Origin of the sequence: Pseudomonas sp. lyk4-R2A-10 (assembly GCF_030209075.1) — a bacterium.
Lineage (GTDB): Bacteria > Pseudomonadota > Gammaproteobacteria > Pseudomonadales > Pseudomonadaceae > Aquipseudomonas > Aquipseudomonas glycinae.
Map to the genome: position 1 here is coordinate 410,704 of NZ_JARVSR010000011.1, position 25,986 is coordinate 436,689.

Annotated in this window: 25 protein-coding genes; 18 read left to right on the plus strand and 7 right to left on the minus strand. The window is 61.2% G+C overall.

The features are described 5' to 3' along the window. Nucleotides 1–48 precede the first annotated feature (48 nt). The 7 genes from prfB to QRN46_RS19005 all read left to right on the plus strand — a co-directional run bounded on the left by prfB (nucleotide 49) and on the right by QRN46_RS19005 (nucleotide 6,891). Nucleotides 49–1,144 (plus strand): peptide chain release factor 2 gene (gene prfB, locus QRN46_RS18975; RefSeq protein ID WP_102621447.1). Its coding sequence is split into 2 segments (ribosomal slippage): nucleotides 49–120 and nucleotides 122–1,144, totalling 1,095 coding nucleotides; the frame shifts between segments, so codons are not numbered across the junction. A gap of 115 nt (nucleotides 1,145–1,259) precedes the next feature. Beyond that, entirely contained in the window at nucleotides 1,260–2,762 is a 1,503-nt protein-coding gene (lysS, locus tag QRN46_RS18980; protein WP_039769614.1) for a lysine--tRNA ligase, read from the plus strand. 118 nt (nucleotides 2,763–2,880) lie between these two features. Next, a complete protein-coding gene (locus QRN46_RS18985; protein ID WP_011332647.1) occupies nucleotides 2,881–3,585 on the plus strand; it encodes a TetR/AcrR family transcriptional regulator in 705 nt (234 codons plus the stop codon). 141 nt (nucleotides 3,586–3,726) lie between these two features. Further along, nucleotides 3,727–4,281, plus strand: a complete 555-nt coding sequence (locus tag QRN46_RS18990) for a hypothetical protein (protein WP_102686536.1) — start codon at nucleotides 3,727–3,729, stop codon at nucleotides 4,279–4,281. A 33-nt stretch (nucleotides 4,282–4,314) separates the two neighbouring features. After that, nucleotides 4,315–5,592, plus strand: a complete 1,278-nt coding sequence (locus QRN46_RS18995; RefSeq protein WP_129974054.1) for a flavohemoglobin expression-modulating QEGLA motif protein — start codon at nucleotides 4,315–4,317, stop codon at nucleotides 5,590–5,592. A 58-nt stretch (nucleotides 5,593–5,650) separates the two neighbouring features. Then, nucleotides 5,651–6,565 carry an alpha/beta hydrolase gene (locus QRN46_RS19000; protein ID WP_201817011.1) on the plus strand — a complete coding sequence of 305 codons (915 nt, stop codon included), beginning with the start codon at nucleotides 5,651–5,653 and terminating at the stop codon, nucleotides 6,563–6,565. Next, entirely contained in the window at nucleotides 6,562–6,891 is a 330-nt protein-coding gene (locus QRN46_RS19005; RefSeq protein ID WP_285356524.1) for a PA3694 family proteiin, read from the plus strand. Before QRN46_RS19000 ends, QRN46_RS19005 begins: the two co-directional genes overlap by 4 nt. A 65-nt stretch (nucleotides 6,892–6,956) precedes the next feature. Here QRN46_RS19005 and lptF read toward each other — a convergent pair whose 3' ends face one another. The 3 genes from lptF to QRN46_RS19020 all read right to left on the minus strand — a co-directional run bounded on the left by lptF (nucleotide 6,957) and on the right by QRN46_RS19020 (nucleotide 8,914). Continuing rightward, entirely contained in the window at nucleotides 6,957–7,745 is a 789-nt protein-coding gene (lptF, locus tag QRN46_RS19010) for a lipotoxin F family OmpA-related lipoprotein LptF (protein ID WP_285356526.1), read from the minus strand. 55 nt (nucleotides 7,746–7,800) lie between these two features. Next, nucleotides 7,801–8,205 carry a DUF4398 domain-containing protein gene (locus QRN46_RS19015; protein ID WP_011332653.1) on the minus strand — a complete coding sequence of 135 codons (405 nt, stop codon included), beginning with the start codon at nucleotides 8,203–8,205 and terminating at the stop codon, nucleotides 7,801–7,803. Between the two features lie 364 nt (nucleotides 8,206–8,569). Next, complete coding sequence (locus tag QRN46_RS19020; RefSeq protein ID WP_011332654.1) at nucleotides 8,570–8,914, minus strand: hypothetical protein; 345 nt, start codon at nucleotides 8,912–8,914, stop codon at nucleotides 8,570–8,572. Nucleotides 8,915–9,128: 214 nt separating this feature from the next. Between QRN46_RS19020 and ppc the strand changes: the two genes are divergently transcribed. The 7 genes from ppc to QRN46_RS19055 all read left to right on the plus strand — a co-directional run bounded on the left by ppc (nucleotide 9,129) and on the right by QRN46_RS19055 (nucleotide 16,372). Beyond that, nucleotides 9,129–11,759 carry a phosphoenolpyruvate carboxylase gene (gene ppc / locus QRN46_RS19025; protein WP_201817009.1) on the plus strand — a complete coding sequence of 877 codons (2,631 nt, stop codon included), beginning with the start codon at nucleotides 9,129–9,131 and terminating at the stop codon, nucleotides 11,757–11,759. Nucleotides 11,760–12,047: 288 nt separating this feature from the next. Continuing rightward, nucleotides 12,048–12,698 (plus strand): adenylate kinase, encoded by a 651-nt coding sequence (gene adk, locus QRN46_RS19030; protein ID WP_007954716.1) that lies wholly within the window; start codon nucleotides 12,048–12,050, stop codon nucleotides 12,696–12,698. A gap of 93 nt (nucleotides 12,699–12,791) precedes the next feature. After that, nucleotides 12,792–13,466, plus strand: a complete 675-nt coding sequence (gene tsaB, locus QRN46_RS19035) for a tRNA (adenosine(37)-N6)-threonylcarbamoyltransferase complex dimerization subunit type 1 TsaB (protein ID WP_007954718.1) — start codon at nucleotides 12,792–12,794, stop codon at nucleotides 13,464–13,466. Nucleotides 13,467–13,639: 173 nt separating this feature from the next. After that, entirely contained in the window at nucleotides 13,640–13,948 is a 309-nt protein-coding gene (locus QRN46_RS19040; protein ID WP_007954720.1) for a hypothetical protein, read from the plus strand. Next, a complete protein-coding gene (locus tag QRN46_RS19045) occupies nucleotides 13,948–14,808 on the plus strand; it encodes a DUF72 domain-containing protein (protein WP_285356532.1) in 861 nt (286 codons plus the stop codon). The genes QRN46_RS19040 and QRN46_RS19045 overlap by 1 nt, the downstream gene beginning before the upstream one ends. Nucleotides 14,809–14,840: 32 nt before the next feature. Then, a complete protein-coding gene (locus QRN46_RS19050) occupies nucleotides 14,841–15,677 on the plus strand; it encodes an isocitrate lyase/PEP mutase family protein (protein WP_011332657.1) in 837 nt (278 codons plus the stop codon). A gap of 2 nt (nucleotides 15,678–15,679) precedes the next feature. Further along, entirely contained in the window at nucleotides 15,680–16,372 is a 693-nt protein-coding gene (locus QRN46_RS19055) for an extensin-like domain-containing protein (protein ID WP_011332658.1), read from the plus strand. Nucleotides 16,373–16,376: 4 nt separating this feature from the next. Here the strand turns inward: QRN46_RS19055 and QRN46_RS19060 are convergent, their stop codons facing one another. After that, the gene (locus QRN46_RS19060) at nucleotides 16,377–16,991 is read right to left on the minus strand and encodes a hypothetical protein (protein WP_011332659.1); all 615 of its coding nucleotides are present in this window, start codon (nucleotides 16,989–16,991) and stop codon (nucleotides 16,377–16,379) included. Nucleotides 16,992–17,084: 93 nt separating this feature from the next. Between QRN46_RS19060 and QRN46_RS19065 the strand changes: the two genes are divergently transcribed. Beyond that, nucleotides 17,085–17,867, plus strand: a complete 783-nt coding sequence (locus tag QRN46_RS19065; protein ID WP_007954738.1) for a class I SAM-dependent methyltransferase — start codon at nucleotides 17,085–17,087, stop codon at nucleotides 17,865–17,867. 45 nt (nucleotides 17,868–17,912) lie between these two features. Here QRN46_RS19065 and QRN46_RS19070 read toward each other — a convergent pair whose 3' ends face one another. Then, complete coding sequence (locus QRN46_RS19070; RefSeq protein ID WP_011332661.1) at nucleotides 17,913–18,548, minus strand: TetR/AcrR family transcriptional regulator; 636 nt, start codon at nucleotides 18,546–18,548, stop codon at nucleotides 17,913–17,915. A gap of 94 nt (nucleotides 18,549–18,642) precedes the next feature. On the opposite strand from QRN46_RS19070, the gene QRN46_RS19075 reads away from it, so the two are divergent. From QRN46_RS19075 to QRN46_RS19085, 3 genes are all read left to right on the plus strand, one after another. Further along, nucleotides 18,643–19,743: an efflux RND transporter periplasmic adaptor subunit gene (locus QRN46_RS19075; RefSeq protein WP_236194211.1), complete on the plus strand. Its 1,101-nt coding sequence runs from the start codon at nucleotides 18,643–18,645 to the stop codon at nucleotides 19,741–19,743. Nucleotides 19,744–19,749: 6 nt separating this feature from the next. Then, a complete protein-coding gene (locus tag QRN46_RS19080) occupies nucleotides 19,750–22,818 on the plus strand; it encodes an efflux RND transporter permease subunit (RefSeq protein ID WP_221615111.1) in 3,069 nt (1,022 codons plus the stop codon). Between the two features lie 638 nt (nucleotides 22,819–23,456). Next, a complete protein-coding gene (locus tag QRN46_RS19085; RefSeq protein ID WP_285356540.1) occupies nucleotides 23,457–24,851 on the plus strand; it encodes a Fic family protein in 1,395 nt (464 codons plus the stop codon). Here the strand turns inward: QRN46_RS19085 and QRN46_RS19090 are convergent. Next, nucleotides 24,848–25,537, minus strand: a complete 690-nt coding sequence (locus tag QRN46_RS19090; RefSeq protein ID WP_011332665.1) for a DUF4197 domain-containing protein — start codon at nucleotides 25,535–25,537, stop codon at nucleotides 24,848–24,850. The two genes, QRN46_RS19085 and QRN46_RS19090, sit on opposite strands and share 4 nt — an antisense overlap. A 24-nt stretch (nucleotides 25,538–25,561) precedes the next feature. After that, nucleotides 25,562–25,960 (minus strand): YbaY family lipoprotein, encoded by a 399-nt coding sequence (locus tag QRN46_RS19095; RefSeq protein WP_011332666.1) that lies wholly within the window; start codon nucleotides 25,958–25,960, stop codon nucleotides 25,562–25,564. Nucleotides 25,961–25,986 lie beyond the last annotated feature (26 nt).

The window sequence follows — 25,986 nt, forward strand, 5'->3', positions numbered from 1 at the left end:
CGTTATACTCGCCGGCTTTCAAAAGTTCGCCAACGAGTGCTGCCCGTCATGGAAATCAACCCGATCCTGAACACCATCAAGGACCTGTCCGAGCGCTCCGAAACTATTCGGGGGTATCTTTGACTACGATCAAAAGCATGAGCGTCTGATCGAAGTCAATCGCGAGCTTGAAGATCCTGCCGTCTGGAACAAACCTGAATACGCCCAGGAACTGGGCCGCGAGCGCGCTGCGCTGGCGCAGATCGTCGATACCCTCGACGAACTGAACGGTGGCCTGGCCGATTGCCGCGAGCTGCTGGACATGGCTGTTGAAGAGAACGACGAGGGCGCGGTCAACGACGTCGTCGAAGTCCTTCAAGGTCTCGAAGAGTCCCTGTCCAAGCTCGAATTCCGCCGTATGTTCAGCCACGAGATGGACCCGAACAACGCCTACCTGGACATCCAGGCCGGTTCCGGCGGCACCGAAGCCCAGGACTGGGCCAACATCCTGCTGCGCATGTACCTGCGCTGGGCCGACAAGCGCGGTTTCGACGCGACCATCATGGAGCTGTCGGCCGGTGAAGTCGCCGGGATCAAGGGTGCGACCGTGCACATCAAGGGCGAATACGCCTTTGGCTGGCTGCGTACCGAGATCGGCGTGCACCGTCTGGTGCGCAAGAGCCCGTTCGACTCCGGCAACCGTCGCCACACCTCGTTCTCCGCGGTTTTTGTCTCGCCCGAGATCGACGACAAGGTGGAAATCGAAATCAACCCGGCAGACCTGCGGATCGACACCTATCGTTCCTCCGGTGCCGGTGGTCAGCACGTAAACACCACCGACTCGGCCGTACGTATCACCCACGTACCGACCAACACCGTGGTGAGCTGCCAGAACGAACGTTCCCAGCACGCCAACAAGGACACCGCCATGAAAATGCTGCGGGCCAAGTTGTACGAGCAGGAAATGCAGAAGCGCAACGCGGCGTCCCAGGCGCTGGAAGACACCAAGTCGGACATCGGCTGGGGTCACCAGATCCGTTCGTATGTGCTCGATGCGTCGCGGATCAAGGATCTGCGTACCAACATCGAACGCAGCGACTGCGACAAGGTACTCGACGGCGACATCGACGAATACCTGGAAGCCAGCCTGAAATCGGGCCTGTAAGAAACGCAATACAGGATCGGCTGATTCAACTCGATCCCTGTAGGAGCCAGCCTGCTGGCGATCCTCGGGCCGAAAGGCCCGGGGGCAACGAACCTGTGATGGAATATTTAAAGACATGAGCGACCTACAACTCGATCCGCAAGCCCTGCAACAGGAAGAAAACTCCCTGATCGCTCTGCGCAAGGAAAAGCTTGCTGCCGAGCGCGCCAAGGGCAATGCCTTCCCGAACGACTTCCGCCGCGACAACTACTGCGATGCGCTGCAGAAACAGTACGCGGACAAGACCAAGGAAGAGCTGGCAGAGGCGGCGATCCCGGTCAAGGTTGCAGGTCGCATCATGCTCAACCGTGGCTCGTTCATGGTGATCCAGGACATGACCGGTCGCATCCAGGTCTACGTCAACCGCAAGACCCTGTCCGAAGAAACCCTGGCCGCGGTGAAAACCTGGGACATGGGCGACATCATCGCCGCCGAAGGCACCCTGGCCCGTTCCGGCAAGGGCGACCTGTACGTCGAGATGACCAGCGTGCGCCTGCTGACCAAATCCCTGCGCCCGCTGCCGGACAAGCACCACGGCCTGACCGACACCGAACAGCGCTACCGTCAGCGCTACGTTGACCTGATCGTCAACGAAGACGTGCGTCAGACTTTCCGCGTGCGTTCGCAAGTGATCGCGCACATCCGCAGCTTCCTGATGAAGCGCGACTTCCTCGAAGTCGAAACGCCGATGCTGCAGACCATTCCTGGCGGCGCCGCGGCCAAGCCGTTCGAAACCCACCACAACGCGCTGGACATGGAAATGTTCCTGCGTATCGCGCCAGAGCTGTACCTCAAGCGTCTGGTGGTTGGTGGCTTCGAAAAAGTGTTCGAGATCAACCGCAACTTCCGTAACGAAGGCGTTTCGACTCGTCACAACCCTGAGTTCACCATGTTGGAGTTCTACCAGGCTTACGCCGACTACGAAGACAACATGGACCTGACCGAAGAGCTGTTCCGCGAACTGGCGCAGCTGGTTCTGGGCAGCACCGACGTGCCGTACGGCGACAAGGTGTTCCACTTCGGCGAGCCGTTCGTGCGTCTGTCGGTGTTCGACTCGATCCTCAAGTACAACCCCGAGCTGACCGCCGATGACCTGAACGACATCGACAAGGCGCGCGCCATCGCCAAGAAGGCCGGCGCCAAGGTGCTGGGCTTCGAAGGTCTGGGCAAGCTGCAGGTGATGATTTTCGAAGAGCTGGTCGAGCACAAGCTGGAGCAGCCGCACTTCATCACCCAGTATCCGTTCGAAGTGTCGCCGCTGGCCCGTCGCAACGACGACAACCCGAACGTCACCGACCGCTTCGAGCTGTTCATCGGCGGTCGTGAAATCGCCAACGCTTACTCCGAGCTGAACGACGCGGAAGACCAGGCCGAGCGCTTCATGGCCCAGGTGGCCGACAAGGACGCCGGCGACGACGAAGCGATGCACTACGACGCCGACTTCGTTCGCGCGCTGGAGTACGGCATGCCGCCGACGGCCGGTGAAGGTATCGGCATCGACCGTCTGGTGATGCTGCTGACCAACTCCCCGTCGATCCGCGACGTGATCCTGTTCCCGCACATGCGGCCACAAGCGTAAGTGTTTCAATAAAAAAGCCGCCTGAAATGGGCGGCTTTTTATTGCCTGTCTGGTACAAACGTATCAAATGGTTAATTTTGAAGAAAACAACAGAGGTATGCCTGTCGTGATCGGTGCAATGGCTCAAGAGGGTGCAGCGGGAATCGCCACTGCGGTCGCTGAAAGTGTTCAGTACCAGGGCCGCAAGGCCAGCCGGCAGGGCAGTGAACAGCGTCGACAGGACATTCTCGATGCGGCGATGCGCATTGTCGTGCGCGATGGCGTGCGGGCCGTGCGTCACCGTGCGGTGGCGGCCGAGGCCGGTGTGCCGCTGTCGGCCACCACGTATTACTTCAAGGACATCGATGACCTGCTCACCGATACCTTCGCCCAGTACGTCGAACGCAGCGCGGCCTACATGGCCAAGCTGTGGATCAACAACGAAGGCCTGCTGCGCGAAATGGTGGTCAGCGGTGACGGCAGCCCGGAGTCCCGTTCGCAACTGGCCGACGATATCGCGCGTTTGATGGCTGATTACGTGCATCGGCAACTGGTCAACCGTCGCGAGCATTTGATGGCTGAACAGGCATTCCGCCAGGAAGCGCTGCTCAACCCGCGTCTGGCGGAACTGGTGCGTTCCCATCAGCAGATTCTGTTGCAGGGCACCTGCCAGTTGTTCCAGGTATTGGGCTCGCGCGAGCCGCAGCAGGATGCCAAGGTGTTGACGGCGATTATCGGACGGATGGAATATCAGGGCCTGCTCAACGACGCCGAGCCTTTGGCTGAAGAGGACATGCTCGGCATTCTGACGCGCTATATGCACCTGGTACTCGCGTCGGTCTGATAGCCGATGGAGGTCCCTTGTGGGAGCGGGCTTGCTCGCGAATACGGTGGTTCAGTCAACTGAAGTGTTGAATGTGAAACCGCTTTCGCGAGCAAGTCCGCTCCCACAGGGGAAGGTGTTTCAGGTTCTAGGGAGTGTCAAATGAAAGCCTGGCGTGGCGTGCTGATCGCCTTGTCGTTCCTGCTGCTCAGCGGATGTCTGGTGACCTTCAAGGAGCCGCTGCCCGCCAGTGAGCCGGCGCCCAAGGGCCTGCTCGGCAAATGGTCGAGCACCAACGCCTGGGGCGAGCCGATGAATCTGGAGCTGACGCGCCTGGGCAACGACCGCTATCAGGCGGTTGCGTATTTCAAAGCCAAACCTCGGGAGCGTGAAGCCTATCCGTTCACGGTGTCGCGCCACGGCAACCGCTGGTACCTGTCGGCGAAGGTGCCGGCGCAATACGGCGGGCACTTCACCATCGCCGGCTTCGAGATCACCGACAAGCGCGAGCTGGTGATCTACAACCTCGACCTCGAACAGATCAACCAGGCCATCGCCCAGAAAGCCCTCGACGGCCAGGGCTTCCAGACCGATGACGGCGAGGGCGTGCAGGTCGACAGCCCGCTTGAAAAGGTCTTTGCTTACCTCGACGACCCGGCCAATTCCGACGTTTTCGTCGAAGCGGCGCGCTATCAGCATCAGGCCAAAGCCAAATAATTCAGTTCGTCACGTTTTCTACAGGAGTTTCGGGTGGACGATTACCAGCAGACGATACGCATTCTGTCCGATCGCATAGTGCTGGCGCAGACGCCGATCCGCGTGCTCGACGCGGTCAAGTGGGACGAGAACATCCGCAAGGGCTTCCTCAAGGCCAAGGGCAAGGAATTGCCGGCGGTGGATCGCGACTACTACCTCAACCGGCCTCTGTCTTTCGATTCGAGCAAGGTCAAACTGGAATTCCAGAACATCGAGCGCGACATCACCCGCCAGCTCGGCCAGTTCAACCCGGTCGGCCAGATCATGCGTCGCATGTGCAAGGAATACCGGATGGTGGTGCGCATGCTCGAAGCGCGCGGCACCGAAGATTTCGGTCTGATTTCCCAGGAATTGTACGGCGCCGCGTCTGATGCGTTTCACGCCGGTGACCCGACCCTGGCCGATCTTGGCCTGATGATGTCGGACTATCTGAACAACATCGACGGTCGTGGCGACCTGAAGGACGAACCGAAGACCCTTACCGCCAAGGACGCCGTTCACCTGCTGCAAACCCGCCTGAACAAAGTGTTCGGCGAGGCCGAGGAAACCATCCGCGTGTTCGAGTCCGACGGCATCGTCGCCGATGCGGCGGCGGGTGCCGACTACATCAAGATCCGCACCGACGCGATGTTCAATGACCGCGACGTGCGTGCGCTGGAAGTCCACGAAGGCCTGGTGCACGTCGGCACCACGCTCAACGGTTTGAACCAGCCGATCTGCACCTTCCTGTCCAAGGGCCCGCCCTCGTCGACGGTGACCCAGGAAGGCCTGGCGATCCTGATGGAAATCATCGCGTTCGCTTCCTACCCGAGCCGCCTGCGCAAACTGACCAACCGCACCCGCGCCATTCACATGGTCGAGGAGGGCGCGGACTTCCTGCAGATCTTCGAGTTCTTCCGCGAGCAGGGCTTCGAGATGGCGGAAAGCTACGGCAACGCCAGTCGGGTTTTCCGCGGATCGACGCCGACCGGTCTGCCATTCACCAAAGACTTGTCCTATCTCAAGGGCTTCATCATGGTTTACAACTACATTCAGTTGGCCGTGCGCAAGGGCAAGCTCGAGCAGATCCCGTTGCTGTTCTGCGGCAAGACTACGCTTGAGGACATGCGAACCCTGCGTCAGCTGGTGGACGAAGGCTTGGTGGTGCCGCCAAAGTACCTGCCGGACCAGTTCCGCGACATGAATGCGTTGTCGGCGTGGATGTGCTTCTCCAACTTCCTCAATCACTTGAGCCTGGACCGGATCGAGGCGGATTACTCCAACATCCTGTAACTCCATTGATGGTTCCCACGCTGCGCGTGGGAATTCGAATTACGCGAGGTTTCACCGGATGAGAATCCTCGGCATCCTTTGCCTGCTCCTGACCCTCGGCGGTTGCAGCTCCTTGCTGTTCTACCCCGAGCCGGGTCAGATCTTCACGCCAGAAAAGGCCAAACTCGAATACCGCACCGTCACCCTGACCACCGCCGACGGCCTCAAGCTGAATGCCTGGTGGCTGCCTGCCAAGTCCGGTGTCGAGGTCAAGGGCACAGTGCTGCACCTGCACGGCAACGGCGGCAACCTGCCGATGCACCTGGGCGGGAGCTGGTGGTTGCCGAAAAACGGCTATCAAGTGCTGCTGGTGGACTATCGCGGTTACGGCTTGTCCGAAGGCGAGCCGAGCCTGCCGGCGATCTATCAGGACATCGATGCCGCGTTCGCCTGGCTGGACAAGGCGCCGGAGGTCAAAGGCAAGTCGCTGGTACTGCTGGGCCAGAGTCTCGGCGGGGCGATGGCCGTGCATTGGCTGGTGCAACATCCGGAAAGACAAAAACAGCTCAAGGCCCTGGTGCTCGACGGTGTGCCCGCCAGTTACCGCAGCGTCGGACAATACGCCCTCAGCACCTCATGGCTGACGTGGCCGTTCCAGGTGCCGCTGTCGTGGCTGGTGCCCGATGGCGACAGCGCGATCAATGCAATGCCGCAGCTCAACGGCGTGCCGAAACTGATCTTCCACAGCCTCGACGATCCGCTGGTGCCCCTTTCCAACGGCATCCGTCTGTATCAAGCTGCGCCGCCACCGCGCGTGCTGCAACTGACCCGGGGCGGGCATGTGCAGACCTTCGGCGATCCGGTGTGGCGTCAGGTGATGCTGCGCTACCTCGACGATCCCGAACACTTCAACGGCCTGCGCCGTCTTGGCGAGATCCCGAACTATCCAACACCCCCGAATTCTGAAGACGAACCACCAGAGAGTCCGCAATGAGTGAAGAACGTAACGCCATCCCGCTGATCATCACCGGCATCTGCAGCATCCTCGGCACCGTCGGCGCCCTGTGGTACTACGGCTACCTGCACTTCGCCAAACCCGAGGATGCGTTGCTGCTCAACGACTTCACCATGCTCAAGACCGTTCCCGGCGAAGACTACAAAGTCTCCCTGACCCCGGCGCCGCAAGTGGCGCAGTGTATCGATGGCGTGCTGGTGCTGTTCGACACCGAACAGAAAGGCCTGACCGGCGTGCTGGTCAATGCGCAGAAAAAAGCCGTGCGCTGCATGGGGCAGGAGACGCCGCAGAAGCTGGAAGAGTAAACCTGCGGCAAACAAAAGCCCCGCCTGATCAAATCAGGAGGGGCTTGTTCGTTACCGCGTAACGCTTAGTTCGAGCTGACAGCCGAACGTGGCATCACTGGCTGGTTGTCGTTGGAAATGGTCACTTCCACCCGACGGTTCATGGCACGGCCCGACACGCTGCCGTTATCCGCAACCGGGTATTCCTTGCCATAGCCCTGCACCACGATGCGCGAAGGGTCTACACCCATCTTGATCAGCGCAACCTGCACCGAGGTCGCGCGACGCTCGGACAGCGACTGGTTGTAGCTCGCCGAACCGGTGCTGTCGGTATAGCCTTCGACGATCACTTTGCGATCCGGGTTTTCCTGGAGGAATTGTGCCAGTTTGTTGATGTTCACCAGACCGCTGGATTTCAGGTCGGCCTTGTTGGTGGCGAACAGCACATCACCGAAAGTCACCAGCGTACCGCGATCGGTCTGCTTGGCGTTGAGGCTGTCCTGCAGCTGCTTGATCTGCTGATCGCGAGCGTCCAGACGGGCCTGGGCACGTTGGGCGGCGGCGTTCTTCAGGTTGTTTTCAGCGGTACGCAGGGCGATGGTCTGCTTGGCCACTTCCACGCGCTGGTTGGTCAGATAAGCCAGTTGATCGACCTTGGCGGCGTCCTCTTTATCCAGATAAGCCTTGTCGGCCTTGTCCAGATAGTCGCTGGCGTCCTTGGTTTCCAGCGCTGCGACCTTGCTTGCCTGCGGGTTGGCCTGCAGGCCGGCGTAGTTGGTGCGTGCCTGTTCCAGATTCGGGTTGGGCGGCGTGGAGCAGGCAGCCAGGGCAACGCTTGCGGCCAGGAGAGCGGGGATCATCAGTTGTTTACGCATAATCGTTCGTCCTTTATATCGATAAGAGTTTCAGCCTTGCGGTCGGGATGCGCGCTTACTGCACTGGGCGCTGACTTTCCTGACGCAGTTCCTGAACACCTTTCTGGGAGTCCTTCACAGCCAGTTCGGCCTTGGCTGCCTGAGCCTTGCGTTCGGCAACGCGGGCATCCCACTCGGCCTGCTCGGACAAGCGACGGGCTTCGTCATACTTCTTGTCGTGCATGGCGATTTCGGCTTGTTTCAGCTTGTCCTGTGCCTGCTTCATTTCCACGGCGGCAAACTCGGTACCGCCGGCGCTGACCGCGCTGTTGACCGCCGATTGAGTCACGGCGTACTGCTCGGTCGGTGGATTGCCGGCGCAGCCGGCCAGTACGAAGCTGGTGCCGATGGCCAGAGCGGCCAGTTTCAGACCGCGCAGGTGGGAGAACGAGGTTTGGGTCTTCATGGTCTTCAACTCCATTGGTTAACTCCTTGGAAGCTTCGAAATCCATCCTGGTCGAGGAGTGACAACCGTCATGTGTCAGCGCGTTTTGAAACGCTCGTTCCAGGCGTGGTTACCTGTTCCGACCGAAGGCATTTTTCAAAAGTTCAGAAAAGATGGCCCATCGCCAAAAAAAACTTTGACCGAACGGACAGGGCTCTAAACCGGGAACTTTGGCGGGGGAGAGAGGTACGCGCGGGCGAAAAATGGCGCAAAAGCGGAGGGGCAATACAGTCCCTGTGGGAGCCGGCTTGCCAGCGATGAGGCCATTAAATTCACCCGTTTGTGGCTGAATTGACGCCATCGAGGCAAACCATCTCCCACCGTCTTGAAGTATCAGGGATCAGTGTTTTTGCTTGCCGGCAGCGGCCGACAAGTCATGCAGATGACGCCGCGACAGGGCGAGAAAACGCGGCGTCGGGCCGACATCCTCATACAGCGGATCGCCTTCCTCGTCGGTGGCGACCACGGTCGAACCTTTCACATACGGCAGGCTCGCTTCGAACTCTTCGAGGGCGGCGCCGATCAGCTCGCCGAGCAGTTCTTCGGCGTGGCGTTTGGGGTACATCTCGGCGATTGCCGCCAGGCGTGCGGCAGCTTCCACATCCAGATGAATCGTGTAGCCGGTGTCGGTCAGGCGACCCTTGGCGGTTTCTTCCCAATGCTGGGCGAGTTCACGGATTTTCATAAAAACCTCATGTCGCACCTGCTCATGGCAGGTCTTGGTGAGTGTCCGCCGTCAGCCGGCGGCAAGCCGTTGTGCGGCTTACCCTTGAGACTAGCTTCAACCCTCAAGGTTTAAAGTCCCTTCGTCGTCTGCTTGTAAGAAGCGTCCCAGAGCGGCACTCTCTGTTCATCCACTCACTTGCGATCCGTCACCGATTACTGCTGGAGAGATGCTGATGACCGATATTGATGCACGCTTGCGCGAAGACGTTCACCTGCTCGGTGAGCTGTTGGGCAACACCATTCGTGACCAGTACGGCGAGGCGTTTCTCGACAAGATCGAGCAGATCCGCAAAGGCGCCAAGGCCGACCGGCGTGGCTCGATGGACGCCGAACTCAGCGCCAGCCTCAATCAATTGAGCGAAGACGAACTGCTGCCGGTGGCGCGGGCCTTCAACCAGTTTCTCAACCTGGCGAACATCGCTGAGCAATACCAGCTCATCCATCGCCGCGAAGAGACCCATGCTGCGCCGTTCGAGTCCCGCGTACTGCCGGAATTGCTCGCCCGCTTGCGCAACGAAGGGCACAGCGCCGAATCCCTGGCGCGGCAACTGGCGCGGCTGGAAATCGAACTGGTGCTCACCGCGCACCCGACCGAAGTGGCCCGGCGCACGCTGATCCAGAAGTACGACGCGATCGCCGCGCAACTGGCGGCTCAGGATCACCGTGACCTGACCACGGCCGAGCGCGAGCAGATCCACAACACCCTGCAACGCCTGATCGCCGAGGCCTGGCACACCGAAGAAATCCGCCGCACCCGGCCGACTCCAGTGGACGAAGCCAAGTGGGGTTTTGCGGTGATCGAACACTCGCTGTGGCAGGCGATTCCCCACCATATGCGCAAGGCCGATCAGGCGCTGTTTGCGGCCACCGGTTTGCGTTTGCCACTGGAAGCCGCGCCGATCCGCTTCGCTTCGTGGATGGGTGGCGACCGTGACGGCAACCCGAACGTGACCGCTGCCGTGACCCGCGAAGTGTTGTTGCTGGCGCGCTGGATGGCGGCGGATCTGTACCTGCGCGACGTCGATCACCTGGCCGCCGAACTGTCGATGCAGCAGGCCAGCGACGCGCTCAAGGCCCGGGCCGGCGACAGTGCCGAGCCGTATCGGGCGGTGCTCAAGCAATTGCGTGAACGGCTGCGCGCCACGCGCAACTGGGCCCATGCATCTTTGACGGCGACCACGCCGGCGCCTGCCGATGTGCTGCACAACAACCGCGACCTGCTCGATCCGCTGGAGCTGTGTTTCAACTCGCTGCACGAATGCGGCATGGGTGTGATTGCCGACGGGCCGTTGCTCGATTGCCTGCGCCGGGCCGTGACCTTCGGCCTGTTCCTGGTGCGCCTCGATGTACGTCAGGATTCGTCCCGTCACAGCGCGGCCATGACCGAAATCACCGATTACCTCGGCCTCGGCAAATACGAGGAGTGGGACGAAGAACAGCGCATCAGCTTCCTCACTCGCGAGCTGCAAAACCGTCGGCCGTTGCTGCCGGCGCATTTCAAACCTTCGGCCGACACCGCCGAAGTGCTCGCCACCTGCAAGGAAATCGCCGCCGCGCCGGGCGCTTCGCTGGGCTCCTACGTGATCTCCATGGCCGGTGCCGCTTCCGATGTGCTGGCGGTGCAATTGCTGCTCAAGGAATCCGGCGTACTGCGGCCGATGCGCGTGGTGCCGCTGTTCGAAACCCTCGCCGACCTCGAGAACGCCGGCCCGGTGATCGAGCGCCTGTTGCTGCTGCCGGGTTACCGTGCGCGGCTGCAAGGCCCGCAGGAAGTGATGATCGGCTATTCCGATTCGGCCAAGGACGCCGGCACCACTGCGGCGGCCTGGGCGCAGTACCGGGCGCAGGAGCGGCTGGTGGAAATCTGCCGCGAGCAGCAAGTCGAACTGCTGCTGTTTCACGGTCGCGGTGGTACCGTGGGACGTGGCGGCGGCCCGGCGCACGCGGCGATTCTGTCGCAGCCGCCGGGTTCGGTGGCCGGACGTTTCCGCACCACCGAGCAGGGGGAAATGATTCGATTCAAATTCGGCCTGCCGGACATCGCCGAGCAAAACCTCAATCTGTATCTGGCGGCGGTGCTCGAAGCGACCCTGTTGCCACCGCCACCACCGACGCCGGAATGGCGGCATTTGATGGACGAACTGGCCGCCGACGGCGTCGCTGCTTACCGTGCGGTGGTGCGGGAGAACCCGCAATTCGTTGAGTATTTCCGCCAGTCCACACCGGAGCAGGAATTGGGCCGCTTGCCGTTGGGCAGCCGTCCGGCCAAGCGCCGTGCCGGTGGCATCGAGAGCCTGCGGGCGATTCCGTGGATCTTCGGCTGGACCCAGACGCGCCTGATGCTGCCGGCCTGGCTCGGCTGGGAAACCGCACTGAACAATGCGCTGGAGCGCGGCGAAGGCGAGTTGCTGGGGCAGATGCGCGAGCAGTGGCCGTTCTTCCGCACCCGTATCGACATGCTGGAAATGGTGCTGGCCAAGGCCGACGCCGATATCGCGCTGTCCTACGACGAGCGTCTGGTGGAGCCGGAGTTGTTGCCGTTGGGTGCGCACTTACGCGACCTATTGTCGCAGGCGTGTTCCGTTGTCCTCGGCCTGACCGGTCAGTCGCAGCTACTGGCACATAGCCCAGACACCCTGGAATTCATCCGTCTGCGCAACACCTACCTCGACCCGCTGCATCTATTGCAGGCCGAGTTGCTGGCGCGTTCGCGGCAGCAGAATGTCGAGCAGGGCAGCCCGGTGGAACAGGCGTTGCTGGTGTCTGTGGCGGGGATTGCCGCCGGTTTGCGAAATACCGGCTAAGGTTTTCTGCGTGGGGCGGGGCACCCGGGGCGAACCTCGGGTGCCGTTTATTGACTGTAGGAAAAATGCGGTCAGGCGACAGTTAATGATGGGGTTGCGACTTGGGGAACCGCGTCGCAAGGTCGCGGCGGGCGCCGGTTTCTCCGACTTTTGGCGTCTTGTGTGGGCGCAGCCTGCTGTGTATCTTGATCAGCCTTTGGCCGTTTGGGCGGCCACGACCCGTTTTATGAGATTGGCCCCACGAGGCGAATCCATTGTTTTTTATATAAAAAATTGAGGAGCACATCGATGCGCGTCATTCTGCTGGGAGCTCCCGGGGCCGGTAAAGGTACTCAGGCTAAGTTCATCACCGAGAAATTCGGCATTCCGCAAATCTCCACCGGCGACATGCTGCGTGCCGCGGTCAAGGCCGGCACCGAGCTGGGCATCAAGGCCAAGAGCATCATGGATGCCGGCGGCCTGGTGTCGGATGACCTGATCATCGCGCTGGTCAAGGACCGTATCGCTCAAGCCGATTGCGCCAAGGGTTTCCTGTTCGATGGCTTCCCGCGCACCATTCCTCAGGCTGAAGCGCTGGTGACTGCCGGTGTCGAGCTGGACGCCGTGGTCGAAATCGCCGTTGAAGACGAAGAAATCGTTCAGCGTATCGCCGGTCGTCGCGTTCACGAGGCCAGCGGCCGCGTTTACCACATCGTCTACAACCCGCCGAAAATTGCCGGTAAAGACGACATCACCGGCGAAGAGCTGGTACAGCGCAAGGACGACACCGAAGAAACCGTGCGTCATCGCCTGTCGGTCTACCACTCCCAGACCAAGCCGCTGGTGGAGTTCTACCAGAACCTGTCCGCCAAGAACGGTGGCAAGCCGAAGTACAGCCATATCCCTGGCGTCGGTTCGGTTGAAGCGATCACTGCCAAGGTGCTTGAAGCCCTGAGCTGAAAAACCTGATCCGCTGCATCATCCACGGCCCGCTTGCGGGCCGTTGTTGTTTATACTGGCGCACTTTTCCCCACCTGATTTACGGACACATCGATGAGCACCTTGCTGGCCCTGGACACCGCGACCGAAGCTTGCTCCGTTGCCTTGCTGCATGACGGCAAGGTCACGAGCCATTACGAGGTGATCCCGCGCCTGCACGCGCAGAAACTGCTGCCGATGATCCAGCAACTGCTGGCCGATGCCGGCACCACCCTGCAAGCGGTGGATGCCATCGCCTTCGGCCGTGGCCCGGGCGCTTTCACCGGCGTGCGGATTGCCATTGGCGTGGTGCAAGGCCTGGCGTTTGCGCTGGATCGCCCGGTGTTGCCGGTGTCGAACCTGGCCGTGCTGGCACAGCGGGCTTATCGCGAGCACGGCGTGAGCCAGGTCGCGGCCGCCATCGATGCGCGGATGGATGAGGTCTATTGGGGCTGCTACCGCGAGACGGCCGGGGAGATGCGTCTGGTCGGCGCCGAGGCGGTGCTGCCGCCGGAAGTCGCCGCGCTGCCGGACGATGCTTCCGGTGACTGGTTCGGTGCCGGCACTGGCTGGGGTTATGGCGAACGCATCGCTGTAAACCTGAGCGGGTCCGATGCGGGCATGCTGCCCCACGCCGAAGACCTGCTGACCCTGGCGCGATTTGCTTGGGAGCGCGGTGAAGCGATTCCGGCAGATGATGCCCAGCCGGTTTACCTGCGCGACAAAGTGGCCACCCCGAAAGCACGCTGAGGCTATTCACCCTGTGGCATTCGCCGCAGGGTTCTCCCTGTTCCTGCCAATCGTCCGTTTCTAACCCCGCGCTTTAAACCTTTTGTCTTTTATGTGTTCTAGTTATCACTCGGCGATTTGCTAAGTCGGTCAGGTGCCGCTAAATTGCCATCATCGATACCGAGCATGACTTTATGCGTATAGACGGCGTTTCCACTCATTCCTACCCCATCAAGCGCAAGCCTCGCAAAGGCAATCCGGCGCTGGATGAGTCCGTCGACGATATCGACGGCGAGCTGGAATTCCCGACCGAAGAGCAACTGGCTGCCCGTGCCGCCAAAGCCACCGCGCAACGCCTGAGCAATCTGCCCGCCCGTCAACAAGACATGATTTATCACCGCGCGATGAAGAAAAGCGTGGCCATGGCCTTGGCCAGCTACCTGAGCACCGCCGGTTTTGTCGATTGGGATGCAGACGTGCTGGGCCTTGATCTGTACATCTGATGGATCTGCCTTACTACCTCGGTTGCCCGTCCTGGAGCGAAAACGCCTGGCGCGAGTACCTGTATCCGGTAGACGCCAAGACCTCCGATTTGCTCGGACTCTATTCGCAAGTATTCAACGCCGTGGAAGGCAACACGACCTTCTACGCCAGCCCGTCGCCGGCCACCGTGCAGCGCTGGGCCGAGGTGATGCCCGAGCACTTTCGCTTCACCGCCAAGTTCCCCGGTGACATCAGCCACAGCGGCGACTTGCGCGATCAACTGATCGCCGCCGAAACCTTCCTCCAGCTACTCAAGCCGCTCGGTGAGCGCGTCTCGCCAATGTGGCTGCAACTGTCGAAAAGCTTCACGCCGCACCGTTTGCCGGAACTTGCTGCGTTCATCGATGCGCTGGATTGTCCGCTGGCGGTGGAAGTGCGCCACGAACAGTTCTTCGCCAAAGGCGAGAGTGAGCGACTGCTGAACCGGCTGTTGCTGGATCGCGGCGTGGAGCGTATCTGTCTTGATCCCCGCGCGTTGTTCAGTTGCCTGTCCACCGAATCGTCGGTGATCCACGCCCAATCGAAAAAGCCCCGCGTACCGACGCGGCCGGCAGCGTTCACTCAATTCCCGCAGGTGCGCTTCATTGGCCATCCGGAGCTTGAGGCCAACGATCCGTTTCTGGTGCCGTGGGTGGCGAAGATCGCCGAGTGGATCGAAGAGGGGCGCACGCCGTACATCTTCCTGCACACCGCCGACAACATTCTGGCGGCGAAGCTGGCGCAACGTTTTCACGCACAACTGATGCAACGTTTGCCTGGCCTGCCGTCCCTGCCTGAGCTATACAGAGAACCCGCCGCCGAGCAACTTGGCCTGCTCTGAGGCGGATTTCTTTCCTGCCCAGGAGCCTGCCGATGGACGCTCAAGCCCGTCAACAACTAGCCCGTAAAGCCGAAGCCTTCAAAGCCCTGCACGAACGCCCCGGGATTTTCGTGATTCCCAATCCATGGGATGCCGGTTCCGCGAAGATGCTCGCCAGTCTCGGCTATCAGGCGCTGGCGACCACCAGCGCCGGCTATGCGTTTTCCCAGGGCAATCCCGATGGCGGCCTGAGCCTCGACGATACCCTGGCCAATGTCCGGGCGATTGTCGCGGCCACCGATCTGCCGGTGGCGGTGGATCTGGAAAACGGTTTCGCCGACGCCCCGGCCGAATCGGCGCAGAGTCTGATCCGCGCCGCCGAGGCGGGCGCTGTGGGCGGCTCGATCGAAGATGCCACCGGCCGGGAAGACTCACCGATCTACTGTTTCGAACACGCTGTGGCGCGGATCGAAACCGCCGTCGCTGCCGTGCGCACCTTGCCGTTTCCCTTCACCTTGACGGCCCGTGCGGAAAACTACCTGCACGGCAATCCCGATCTCAACGACACCCTCCGCCGTCTGCAGGCCTTTGCCGAAGCCGGCGCCGACGTGCTGTACGCGCCGGGCCTGCGCACCGCCGAAGAAGTTCTGGCGGTGGTGCGCGCGGTGGCGCCGAAACCGGTCAATGTGTTGATGTCCGGCGGCTTGAAGCTGACGGTGCAGCAGCTCGAGGAAATGGGCGTGAAGCGGATCAGCACCGGTTCGGCGCTGGCCCTGGCGGCGTTCGGCGAGTTTTTCCGCGCGGCTGAAGAAATCCAGCAATCCGGCACGTTCACCTTCACTTCCCGCTCGATGCCGTACGCCAAGGCCAATCAATTCTTCAAGGGATGAGCATGGGGCGCTGGCTACTGTTGGCGGGGCTGCTGATCATCGGTGGCGGCCTGATCGGCGTCTGGCGCGGCTGGCTCGATGTGCCGCCGCGGTGGAATCCGTGGGCGCCGCTGGACGTGCAGGCGACGCCCAACTGGCTCACAGGCTATAAGTTGATGCGTCTGCGTAGCAATCCGCTCTTGTGCGAGCAGGCATTGGGCAGCTCCGGCCTGCGGGTTTCGCCACAGGCCGACAGCCGCGATGCCAAATGCCCGCTGATGGGTGCTTTGCGCGTGCAGGGCGGCGGGGTGGGGCTCAGCAGCAGCTTTCTCGCCAGTTGCCCGTTGGCCGTGGCGTTCGCGATGTTCGAGCGTCATACGCTGCAACCGGCGGCGCAGTGGGCCTACGGTCAGCCGGTGGCGCGGGTCGATCACCTCGGCAGCTTCGCCTGCCGCAACGTCTACAACCGCGAGAACGGCGCGCTCAGTCGCCACGCCAGCGCCGATGCGCTGGACATTGCCGGCTTCCGTCTGGCGGATGGTCGCGCGATCAGCGTACTCAAGGACTGGCCGAAGCAAAATCAAGACGCGCAGTTTCTACGTCAGGTGCGCGATGGTGCCTGCGAGTCGTTCAGTGTGGTGTTGAGTCCGGATTACAACGCCGCCCATCGCAACCACTTTCATGTCGATGTCGGACGCTGGAGCGTGTGTCGCTGAGAAATCAGGCGGCGATGCGCAGGTTCTGCTGAACGATCGGGCGCACCCAGCCGTTATCGAAGTCCAAGGCTTTCTGCTGCTCGACGATGGCTTCCGGCGGGAACGGCGGGTAAGGCTGCAGCAGATCCAGATCGAATTCGGCAATCGGCAGGTACAGCGGTTTTTTCTGCGGGGCAGGGCCCGGTTCCGGAATCGGCTGACCGTTGTTGATCACGATCGGGCGAACCCAGCTGCTGTCGAATTCCTGCTGTTTTTGCTGAGTCTTGATGGCTTCCGGCGGGAATGGAGGGTACGGCTCGGCCAGTGTCATGTCGATTTCGGCGATCGGCAGGAACAGCGGCTCCGGCGGACGCACCTGGGTTTCCACCACATCGCATTCGCGCTGGCTGATGATGTGCGCATGCAGTTCACTGCCGACGGTCGGTTCTTCAGGGCTTTCCAGGTCAACCGGCGGAAAAGTGCCGCAGGCCGGCACCACATCACTCGATTGTTCGGCCAGCGCCTGGGCAAAAAAATCCTGCCACAGGTGGCTGACGCCGCCCAATGCTTGAGTGTTATGACGGCTGAAATCGCCTGTGGGCGAAAGGTAGCCAATCGATGTGGGAAGAATGCCTGACATTTTTTTCGGTTGACGCTCAGCTCTGGCAAAATGCGCGTTGATTGGGTTATCGGCGGATTTTGCCGATCCTTAACTTTTTTGAGCGTGTTTTCCATGATTGAGCAACCCGCGGCCTGCCGCATCCATGTCGAGGCCCTCGGCCCGACGTTCGAAGCGCAGGCCGAGCAGTGGGCGCAACGCCTGAACCTGCCGTTGCAGGTGGCTGACGGCGAGTTTGCCCTGCAGGTCGGCGAGCAGGGTTTGCAGCTACAACAACTGGGACCGGATGCGCCGGGGCCGGTGCGGGTCGACTTCGTCGAGGGTGGCGCGGCCCATCGCCGGTTGTACGGCGGTGGCAGCGGACAGATGATCGCCAAGGCGGTCGGCATCGCCCAGGGCGTACGTCCGCGGGTGCTGGATGCCACGGCGGGGCTGGGCAAGGATGCCTTCGTGCTGGCCAGTCTCGGCTGCGAGATGAGCCTGATCGAGCGCCAGCCATTGATCGGCGCGTTGCTGGAGGATGGTCTGGCCCGAGCGGCGGAAGACTTCGATGTGGCGCCGATCGTGGCGCGGATGAAGCTGCTCAAGGGCAACTCCATCGAGGTGATGCGCAATTGGGAGGGCGAACCCCCGCAGGTGATCTACCTCGATCCGATGTTCCCGCATCGTGAGAAAACCGCGCTGGTGAAGAAGGAAATGCGCCTGTTTCGCCCGTTGGTGGGCGATGATCCGGATGCACCGGCCTTGCTGGAAGCGGCGTTGGCACTGGCCACCCACCGGGTGGTGGTCAAGCGACCGCGCAAGGCGCCGTGTATCGAAGGGCCGAAACCGAGTCATGCGCTGGACGGCAAATCCAGCCGCTATGACATCTACCCGAAGAAAGCGCTCAAGGCCTGAGCCGTCGCATAAGAAAATCCCACGCATGGCGTGGGATTTTTGTTTTCAGGGGCGATAGGCCCGCATGAACAGCCCGACCACTTCCTGCACATGACTTTCCGCCGCCTCGTCGGTCAGCGGCTCACCGCAGCCGTACAACAGGCGGAAATTCCCGGCGCCCTTGATCAGACAAAAGAAGTGCTCGGCGGCGTTGTGCGGGTTGTCGATGCTCAGCACGCCGGTTTCGTGAATCCGCCGCAGCAATCGTTCCATGCCTTGCACCATGCGCTGGGGGCCGGCCTCGAAGAAGATCAGCGACAGCTTCGGATCCTGACTGCCCAAGGCCATGATCAGGCGATGCAGGTTCACCGATTCCTCACTGTTGATGAGATGGTGAAAGCCTCGCGCAATGTTCAGCAACACATTTTCCACCGCAATGCCGTCCGGCAATTCGAAGAACAGCGGCGGTAATTGCTCCTCGCATTTAGCCACCACGGCGGCGGAGAACAGCGTCTCCTTGTCGTTGAAATGGCTGTACACCGTCAGCTTCGACACCCCGGCCTCGGCGGCTACCGCGTCCATGCTGGTGTTGGCATAGCCATGACTCAGAAACAGGATTTTCGCCGCCTCGAGAATCGCCTGGCGCTTGGCCGGATCCTTCGGTCGGCCGGGGCCGTTTGGAGTGGAAAGATTGTTCGACATTCTTCGCTTTTAATACTGGACTGGTGAGTTTGCTATTAATAACATACCGGCCAGTATAATTATTCCAAGCCTCCTTAGCGAAAGGTCCTTCACCATGTTCCGCCATGCGTTGTCCTTTGCGGTGCCAGTCAGTCTGGCGTTTTTGTTGTCGGCGTGTGGCAAGGAAGAGGTGACGCCAGTCAGCGTGCGACCGGCCATGGTGGTGCAGCCAGAGCCTTCGGCGCAGGCGATGGAGAGTTATCCGGGCGAGGTTCGCGCCCGCTACGAACCGGATCTGGCGTTCCGCATCGGCGGCAAAGTCAGCCGACGACTGGTCGATGAAGGCCAGCGCGTGAAGGCCGATCAACCACTCGCCGAACTCGATCCGCAGGATGTACGCCTGCAACTGGAAGCCACCCGGGCCCAGGTTGCGGCCGCCGAAGCCAACCTGAACCTGGTGCGTGCCGAACGTGACCGCTACAAGACCCTGATGGAACGGCAGATGGTCAGCCGCTCGGCCTACGACAATGCCGAGAACCTCTATCGCTCCGGCGAAGCCCGCCTCAAACAGATCAAAGCCGAATTCAACGTCTCGACCAATCAGGCCAGTTACGCCGTGTTGCGTGCGCCCCAGGATGGCGTGGTGGCCAAGCGTTCGGTGGAAGTCGGGCAGGTGGTTGCCGCCGGGCAGACCGTTTTCACCCTCGCCACTGACGGCGAACGGGAAGTGCTGATCAGCCTGCCGGAGCAGAGCTTCGGTCGCTTCAAGGTCGGCCAGCCGGTGTCGGTAGAGCTGTGGACACAACAGAACCAGCGCTTCGCCGGGCAGATCCGCGAGCTGTCGCCAGCCGCCGATCCGAAATCCCGCACCTTTGCCGCACGCATTTCATTCACCTCCGGCAAAGTCCCTGCGGAACTGGGTCAGAGCGCCCGGGTCTTCGTGCAGACCGCCGATGTCATCCCGCTGTCTGTGCCGCTCTCGGCGCTGACGGCCGAGAACGGCGCGACCTACGTCTGGGTCGTCAGCGCCAACAACACGTTGAAAAAGACCCCGGTGCGCACCGGCCCCTTCGGTGAGAAAACCGTGCCGGTGCTCGAAGGCCTGAACGCCAGCGACTGGGTGGTCGCCGCCGGCGTCCATGTGCTGCTGGAAGGGCAGCAGGTGCGTCCGGTGGATCGCTCCAACCGCGTGGTCAATCTGGCGGACAAGGAGTAATCCCCGATGGGTTTCAATCTTTCCGCCTGGGCGCTGCGCAATCGCCAGATCGTACTGTTCCTGATGCTTTTGCTGGCGATCGTCGGCGCCTTGTCCTACACCAAGCTCGGCCAGAGCGAAGACCCGCCGTTCACCTTCAAGGCGATGGTCATTCAGACCCGCTGGCCGGGCGCCACGGCCCAGGAAGTTTCGCGTCAGGTCACCGAGCGCATCGAAAAGAAGCTGATGGAAACCGGCGAGTACGAGCGGATTGTTTCGTTCTCGCGCCCCGGTGAATCCCAGGTCACGTTCATTGCCCGCGACTCGATGCATTCGGTAGAGATTCCGGATCTTTGGTACCAGGTGCGCAAGAAAGTCAGCGACATTCGCCAGACCTTGCCGCCGGGGATTCAGGGGCCGTTTTTCAACGATGAATTCGGCACCACCTTCGGCAATATCTATGCGCTGACCGGCGACGGTTTCGACTACGCGGTGCTCAAGGATTACGCTGACCGCATCCAGATCCAGCTGCAGCGGGTCAAGGATGTGGGCAAGGTTGACTTGCTTGGTTTGCAGGACGAGAAGGTCTGGGTCGAATTGTCCAATGTCAAACTCGCCACCCTCGGCTTGCCGCTGGCGGCGGTGCAGCAGGCGCTGGAAGAACAGAACGCCGTGTCCACCGCCGGTTTCTTCGAAACCGGCAGCGAGCGATTGCAGCTACGGGTTTCGGGGAATTTTCAGACAGTCGACGAGATCAAGAACTTCCCGATCCGGGTCGGTGATCGTACGTTCCGTATCTCCGATGTCGCCGACGTGCGGCGTGGTTTCAACGATCCTCCGGCGCCGCGCATGCGCTTCATGGGCGAAGACGCCATCGGTCTCGCGGTGGCGATGAAGGACGGCGGCGACATTCTGGTGCTGGGCAAGGCCCTGGAAATCGAATTCGCCCGGATCCAGAAAAACCTGCCGGCCGGCATGCAATTGCGCAAGGTCTCCGACCAGCCCGCCGCCGTGAAAACCGGTGTCGGCGAGTTCGTTCAGGTGCTGGTCGAAGCGCTGGCCATCGTGTTGCTGGTGAGCTTCTTCTCCCTCGGCGTGCGCACCGGCATGGTGGTGGCGCTGACCATTCCGCTGGTGCTGGCGATGACCTTCGCCTGCATGTATTACCTCGGCATCGGCCTGCACAAGATTTCCCTCGGTGCTCTGGTGCTGGCGCTGGGTTTGCTGGTGGACGACGCGATCATCGCCGTGGAAATGATGGCGATCAAAATGGAGCAGGGTTTCGACCGGATCAAGGCTGCCAGTTACGCCTGGACCAGCACCGCGTTCCCGATGCTCACCGGTACGCTGATCACCGCCGCCGGTTTCCTGCCGATCGCCACGGCGCAGTCCGGTACCGGCGAATACACCCGCTCGATCTTCCAGGTGGTGACCATCGCCTTGCTCGCATCCTGGGTGGCAGCCGTGGTGTTCGTGCCCTATCTGGGGGAAAAACTCCTGCCGGATCTGGCGAAAATTCACGCGGCCAAACACGGTACGGCGGACGGCCAGACCGATCCCTACGGCACGCCGTTCTACCAACGGGTGCGGCGTCTGGTGGAGTGGTGTGTGCGTCGGCGCAAAACCGTGATCGTGCTCACCGTGCTGCTGTTCGTGGCGTCGGTGGCGTTGTTCCGGTTCGTGCCGCAGCAGTTCTTCCCGGCTTCCGGCCGTCTGGAGCTGATGGTCGATCTGAAGCTCGCCGAGGGCGCCTCGCTGGCCAATACCACGGGTGAGGTCAAACGCCTGGAAGCGATGCTCAAGGATCACGCTGGCATCGATAACTACGTCGCTTACGTCGGCACCGGTTCGCCACGTTTCTACCTGCCGCTGGATCAACAACTGCCGGCGGCGAGCTTCGCCCAGTTCGTCGTGCTGGCGAAAACCATCGAGGAACGCGAAGCGCTGCGCACGTGGCTGATCGACACCTTGAACGAGCAGTTCCCGGCCCTGCGCTCGCGGGTCACGCGTCTGGAGAACGGTCCTCCGGTTGGCTACCCGGTGCAGTTCCGCGTCACTGGTGAGCACATTGAGGAAGTCCGTGCGCTGGCGCGCAAGGTCGCGGCCAAGGTGCGCGAGAACCCGCATGTGGTGAACGTGCATCTGGACTGGGAAGAGCCGAGCAAGGTCGTGTACCTGAACATCGATCAGGATCGCGCCCGGGCCCTGGGTGTGAGCACGGCGAATCTGGCGAAATTCCTCCAGAGTTCGCTGACCGGATCCAGCGTCAGCCAGTACCGCGAGGACAACGAACTGATCGAAATCCTTTTGCGCGGAACCGTGCACGAGCGCACCGAACTGTCGTTGCTGCCGAGTCTGGCGGTGCCCACCGATAACGGTCGCAGCGTCGCGCTGTCGCAGATTGCCACGCTGGAATATGGCTTCGAGGAAGGCATCATCTGGCACCGCAATCGCCTGCCGAACGTGACCGTGCGCGCGGACATTTACGGCAAGGAGCAACCGGCGACGCTGGTGAAGCAGATCCTGCCGACGCTTGATCCGATCCGCGCCGAATTGCCGGACGGTTATCTGCTGGATGTCGGCGGTACGGTGGAGGATTCGGAGCGTGGGCAGAAGTCGGTGAATGCGGGCGTGCCGATGTTCATTGTCGTGGTGCTGACGTTGCTGATGGTGCAGTTGCGCAGTTTTTCGCGCACGGCGATGGTGTTTCTGACCGCGCCGCTGGGGTTGATCGGGGTGACGCTGTTTCTGCTGGTGTTCCGTCAGCCGTTCGGGTTTGTGGCGATGCTCGGGACGATCGCGCTGTCGGGGATGATCATGCGTAACTCGGTGATTCTGGTGGATCAGATCGAGCAGGACATCGCCGCCGGGCTCAAGCCGTGGCAGGCGATTATCGAGGCGACCGTGCGGCGGTTTCGGCCGATTGTGCTGACGGCGCTGGCAGCGGTGCTGGCGATGATTCCGCTTTCTCGCAGTGTGTTTTTCGGGCCGATGGCGGTGGCGATCATGGGCGGGTTGATTGTTGCTACGGCGTTGACGCTTTTGTTTTTGCCGGCGTTGTATGCGGCTTGGTTCCGGGTTCGCAAGGAGGCTTGAGGCTGTTTGAGCTTGGCGGCCTTTGGGCCGACCAGGCTCTTGGGGTTTTGGGTGAATATCCGTTTCTGCGGGTGTTGCCGCTGGCGGTTCCGCTCTTACAGTGGCTCACTTTTGCAAACGCCCAAAAGTAAGCAAAACGCTGGGCCCCGGCGTTCGGCCCCTCGCTGGGGCTCGGGGTTCCTTCGTTCCGGGATTAATCCGGGGGCATCGCCTCCGGTTTGCTTCGCTGCACCTCCTCTCGATGTGTTCGACTTCGTCGAACGGCGCTACGCGCCTACCCCGGATAAATCCCTCCACTCAGCCGGCCGAAGGGGCCAGCACGTCAAGAGCGGTACTCGAGCTAACGCTCATCGTGTTGAGTGGTTAGAAGCGAAGCGCATCGGAGTGTAGGGTTTTGCGCGTTTCTGTGGGAGCGAGCTTGCTCGCGAAGGCGGCCTGTCTGCCAACCATGCTCTATCGGTTGGACTCAATCTTGTCGGAGCTGGCCTGCTAGCGATGGCAGCCTGACAGCTGAGCAAAACAATGGTGTAGGACTCTGTGTCGTCTCCTACGTTTTTTTCAGACGCCTCCGATATTGAGTCGCTGTGTTGGCGGTGCTGTACTCGAGGCTGTTTTTCAGCCTTGGTTGAGCAGCGTTGATGAAGAAACCGCCGGTATTGAAAGGTCGGGCCGATCCGGTCTTTGAGTTGTTGATGCGCGCGCCTCACAAGCAGCGTCTGGCGGACTATCTTGCGTTGCTCAAGCCGCTGGATGATCACGGGCGGTATCTGCCTTTTGAGGATTTGCGGTATCGCTGGGCCAGCGGGCTGGATTCGCGTTTGTGTTGGGCGTTGGTCAAGAAGGCGCGGGCCGCTCAGTACATTCATCTTCTGCCTTTGGGGGAGCCGGCCCAGTGGGGGAAGTTTGTGCCGACGCCAACCGCGCAGAAGGCCCTTTCAGTGGTTGATCGGCAAACCACGACGGCGTCGCTGGAGTACATGACCAGCCAGATAGGCGAGCGGGCGCATTTCAGTTATTTGCTTAACGATTTGATCGAGGATGAGGCGATCAGCAGCAGTCAGCTGGAAGGCGCCGCGACCACTACCCGTGTTGCCAAGGACATGCTCAAGCAACGGCGCCAGCCCCGGACGCCGGATGAGCGGATGGTCATGGGTAATTTCCGGATGATGAATTTCGCTTGGGAAAAGCGTTACGAGCCTTTGAGCGTGGAGTTGATTGCGTCGATGCATCGGGTCGGTGTCGAGGGTATTGATGACGAGCAGTACGACCCCGGGCTTTTCAGGACCAACGATGAAGTGGTGGTGGAGGACGGCGAAGGGAATACCGTCCACTCGCCACCGCCTGCCGCCGGATTAGTGAGGCGACTGGATTTGCTCTCGCAGTGGATCAATCAACCACAGGGTTCACCTCGGCAAAAAAACTACCTGCATCCGCTGATCAAGGCGATCACGCTGCACTTTGCCCTGGGCTATGAACATCCCTTTCGCGATGGCAACGGGCGGGTCGCCAGGGCGCTGTTTTACTGGCTCATGTTCAAACACGAGTTTTCGGCATTCCGCTATATCGCGATCAGTCTTTTACTGCGCAACGCGCCGGTAAAGTACGGGCGGTCGTATTTGCACAGCGAGGCTGATGAGCTCGACCTGACGTACTTCATCGAGTTTCAGTGTTCGGTGATTTTGCGGGCGGTGGAGGGTTTTACCGACGTGTACCGCAAGCGTGTGGCGTACAGCGAAGGCTTCGAGCGCTGGCTGACCTGTTCGGGCTTTTTTGATCGGCTGACAGAGCGGCAGCGAGCGATTTATCAGGTGGCCAGAAGTGGGGTGGCGAAGGAGTTCACGGCGGGGAACGTCAAGGAGCATCTTGGTTGTGCCTACAACACAGCGGTGTTGACGTTGAGCGGGTTGGTTGAGCTGCAGGTTTTCGAGAAGAAGAAAATGGGACGCGAGTGGGTGTACTTTTTACGTGTGTCTGCTGGCGACGGATTGAACTACGGGAGTGAGAAAACTCACTCCCGTGTGGTGCCGGTTTAGAGCGTACCGAACACTTTCTTCGCCAGACTCGTCGCCGCAGCGGCCGGGTTCTTGCGGATGGTTTCTTCCTGTTTGCCGATCATTTCGAACAGGCCGTTGAGCGCTTGTTCGGTGACGTAGCTTTCGATGTTGGCGCTTTTCGCATCGACCACGCCGAAGGTCGCGGCCTGGCCGGCGAAGGCGTTGTATTTCTGGGCTACGCCGACTTTGTCGGTTGCCTGTTTGACGATCGGCAGGAACTTGGTGCGGATCTGTTCGCGGCTGGATTTGTCCAGGTATTGGGTGGCGGAGTCGTTGCCGCCGCTGAGGATGCCTTTGGCGTCTTCCACGCTCATTTTCTTCACGGCGTCGACGAGGATTGGCTGGGCCTGGGTGACGGCGGTTTCCGCAGCCTTGTTCATGGCGGTTTCCAGCTCCTCGACCTGGGCGCCCATGCCGAAGGCTTTCATCTTGCCGGCGACTTTGCCGAGTTTGCCCGGCAGTTCGATCTTCACGTCCGGGTTGTTGCTGAAACCGCCCGGGGTGCCGAGTTGTTTGACGGCCAGTTGCGCGCCCTGGGTCAGGGCATCCTTGAGACCGCCGGTGGCGTCGCCTTGCGACAGGTCGCTGAGGGACAGGGCCAGTGCGTTGGCGGAGATCATCAGGCCCGCGCACAGGCCGGCGAAGCGAAGGGTGGGGCGGAGCATGGCGGCTTCCTTGTTGGGAGAGATTCAGCGGGCGGCGTCGACGCGGATCTTCAGTGGCTGCGGATCCTTGCCATCGAGCTGCACGGCATGGTTTTCGGTGGTGATGAACATCAGCTCGCCGTTGACTTCAATGCGTGCGCTGACCGAGTAGCGGTGGCCGGGCTTGACCTGGGCCGGATCGTAGCTCAAGTGGAACGGCAGCGGCACCTGGCCTTTGACCGGGCCTGTCTGTTCGTCGAGTACCACGGCCGGAGCGTCGGCCAGCGAAACGTCCTGCAGGCTCACGCTCAAGGTCGCACTGGGCGGCAGGGCGATGCGTTGCAGATAGAACACTTCGCCGTCGAGGCTGACCTTGCCGGCCGGAGAGGTCGACTGGCAGGCGCTGAGCAGGGTGGCGGCGGCCAGCAGAGAAAGTTTTTTCATCGCAGATCTCCGTATCGACGGCGCCA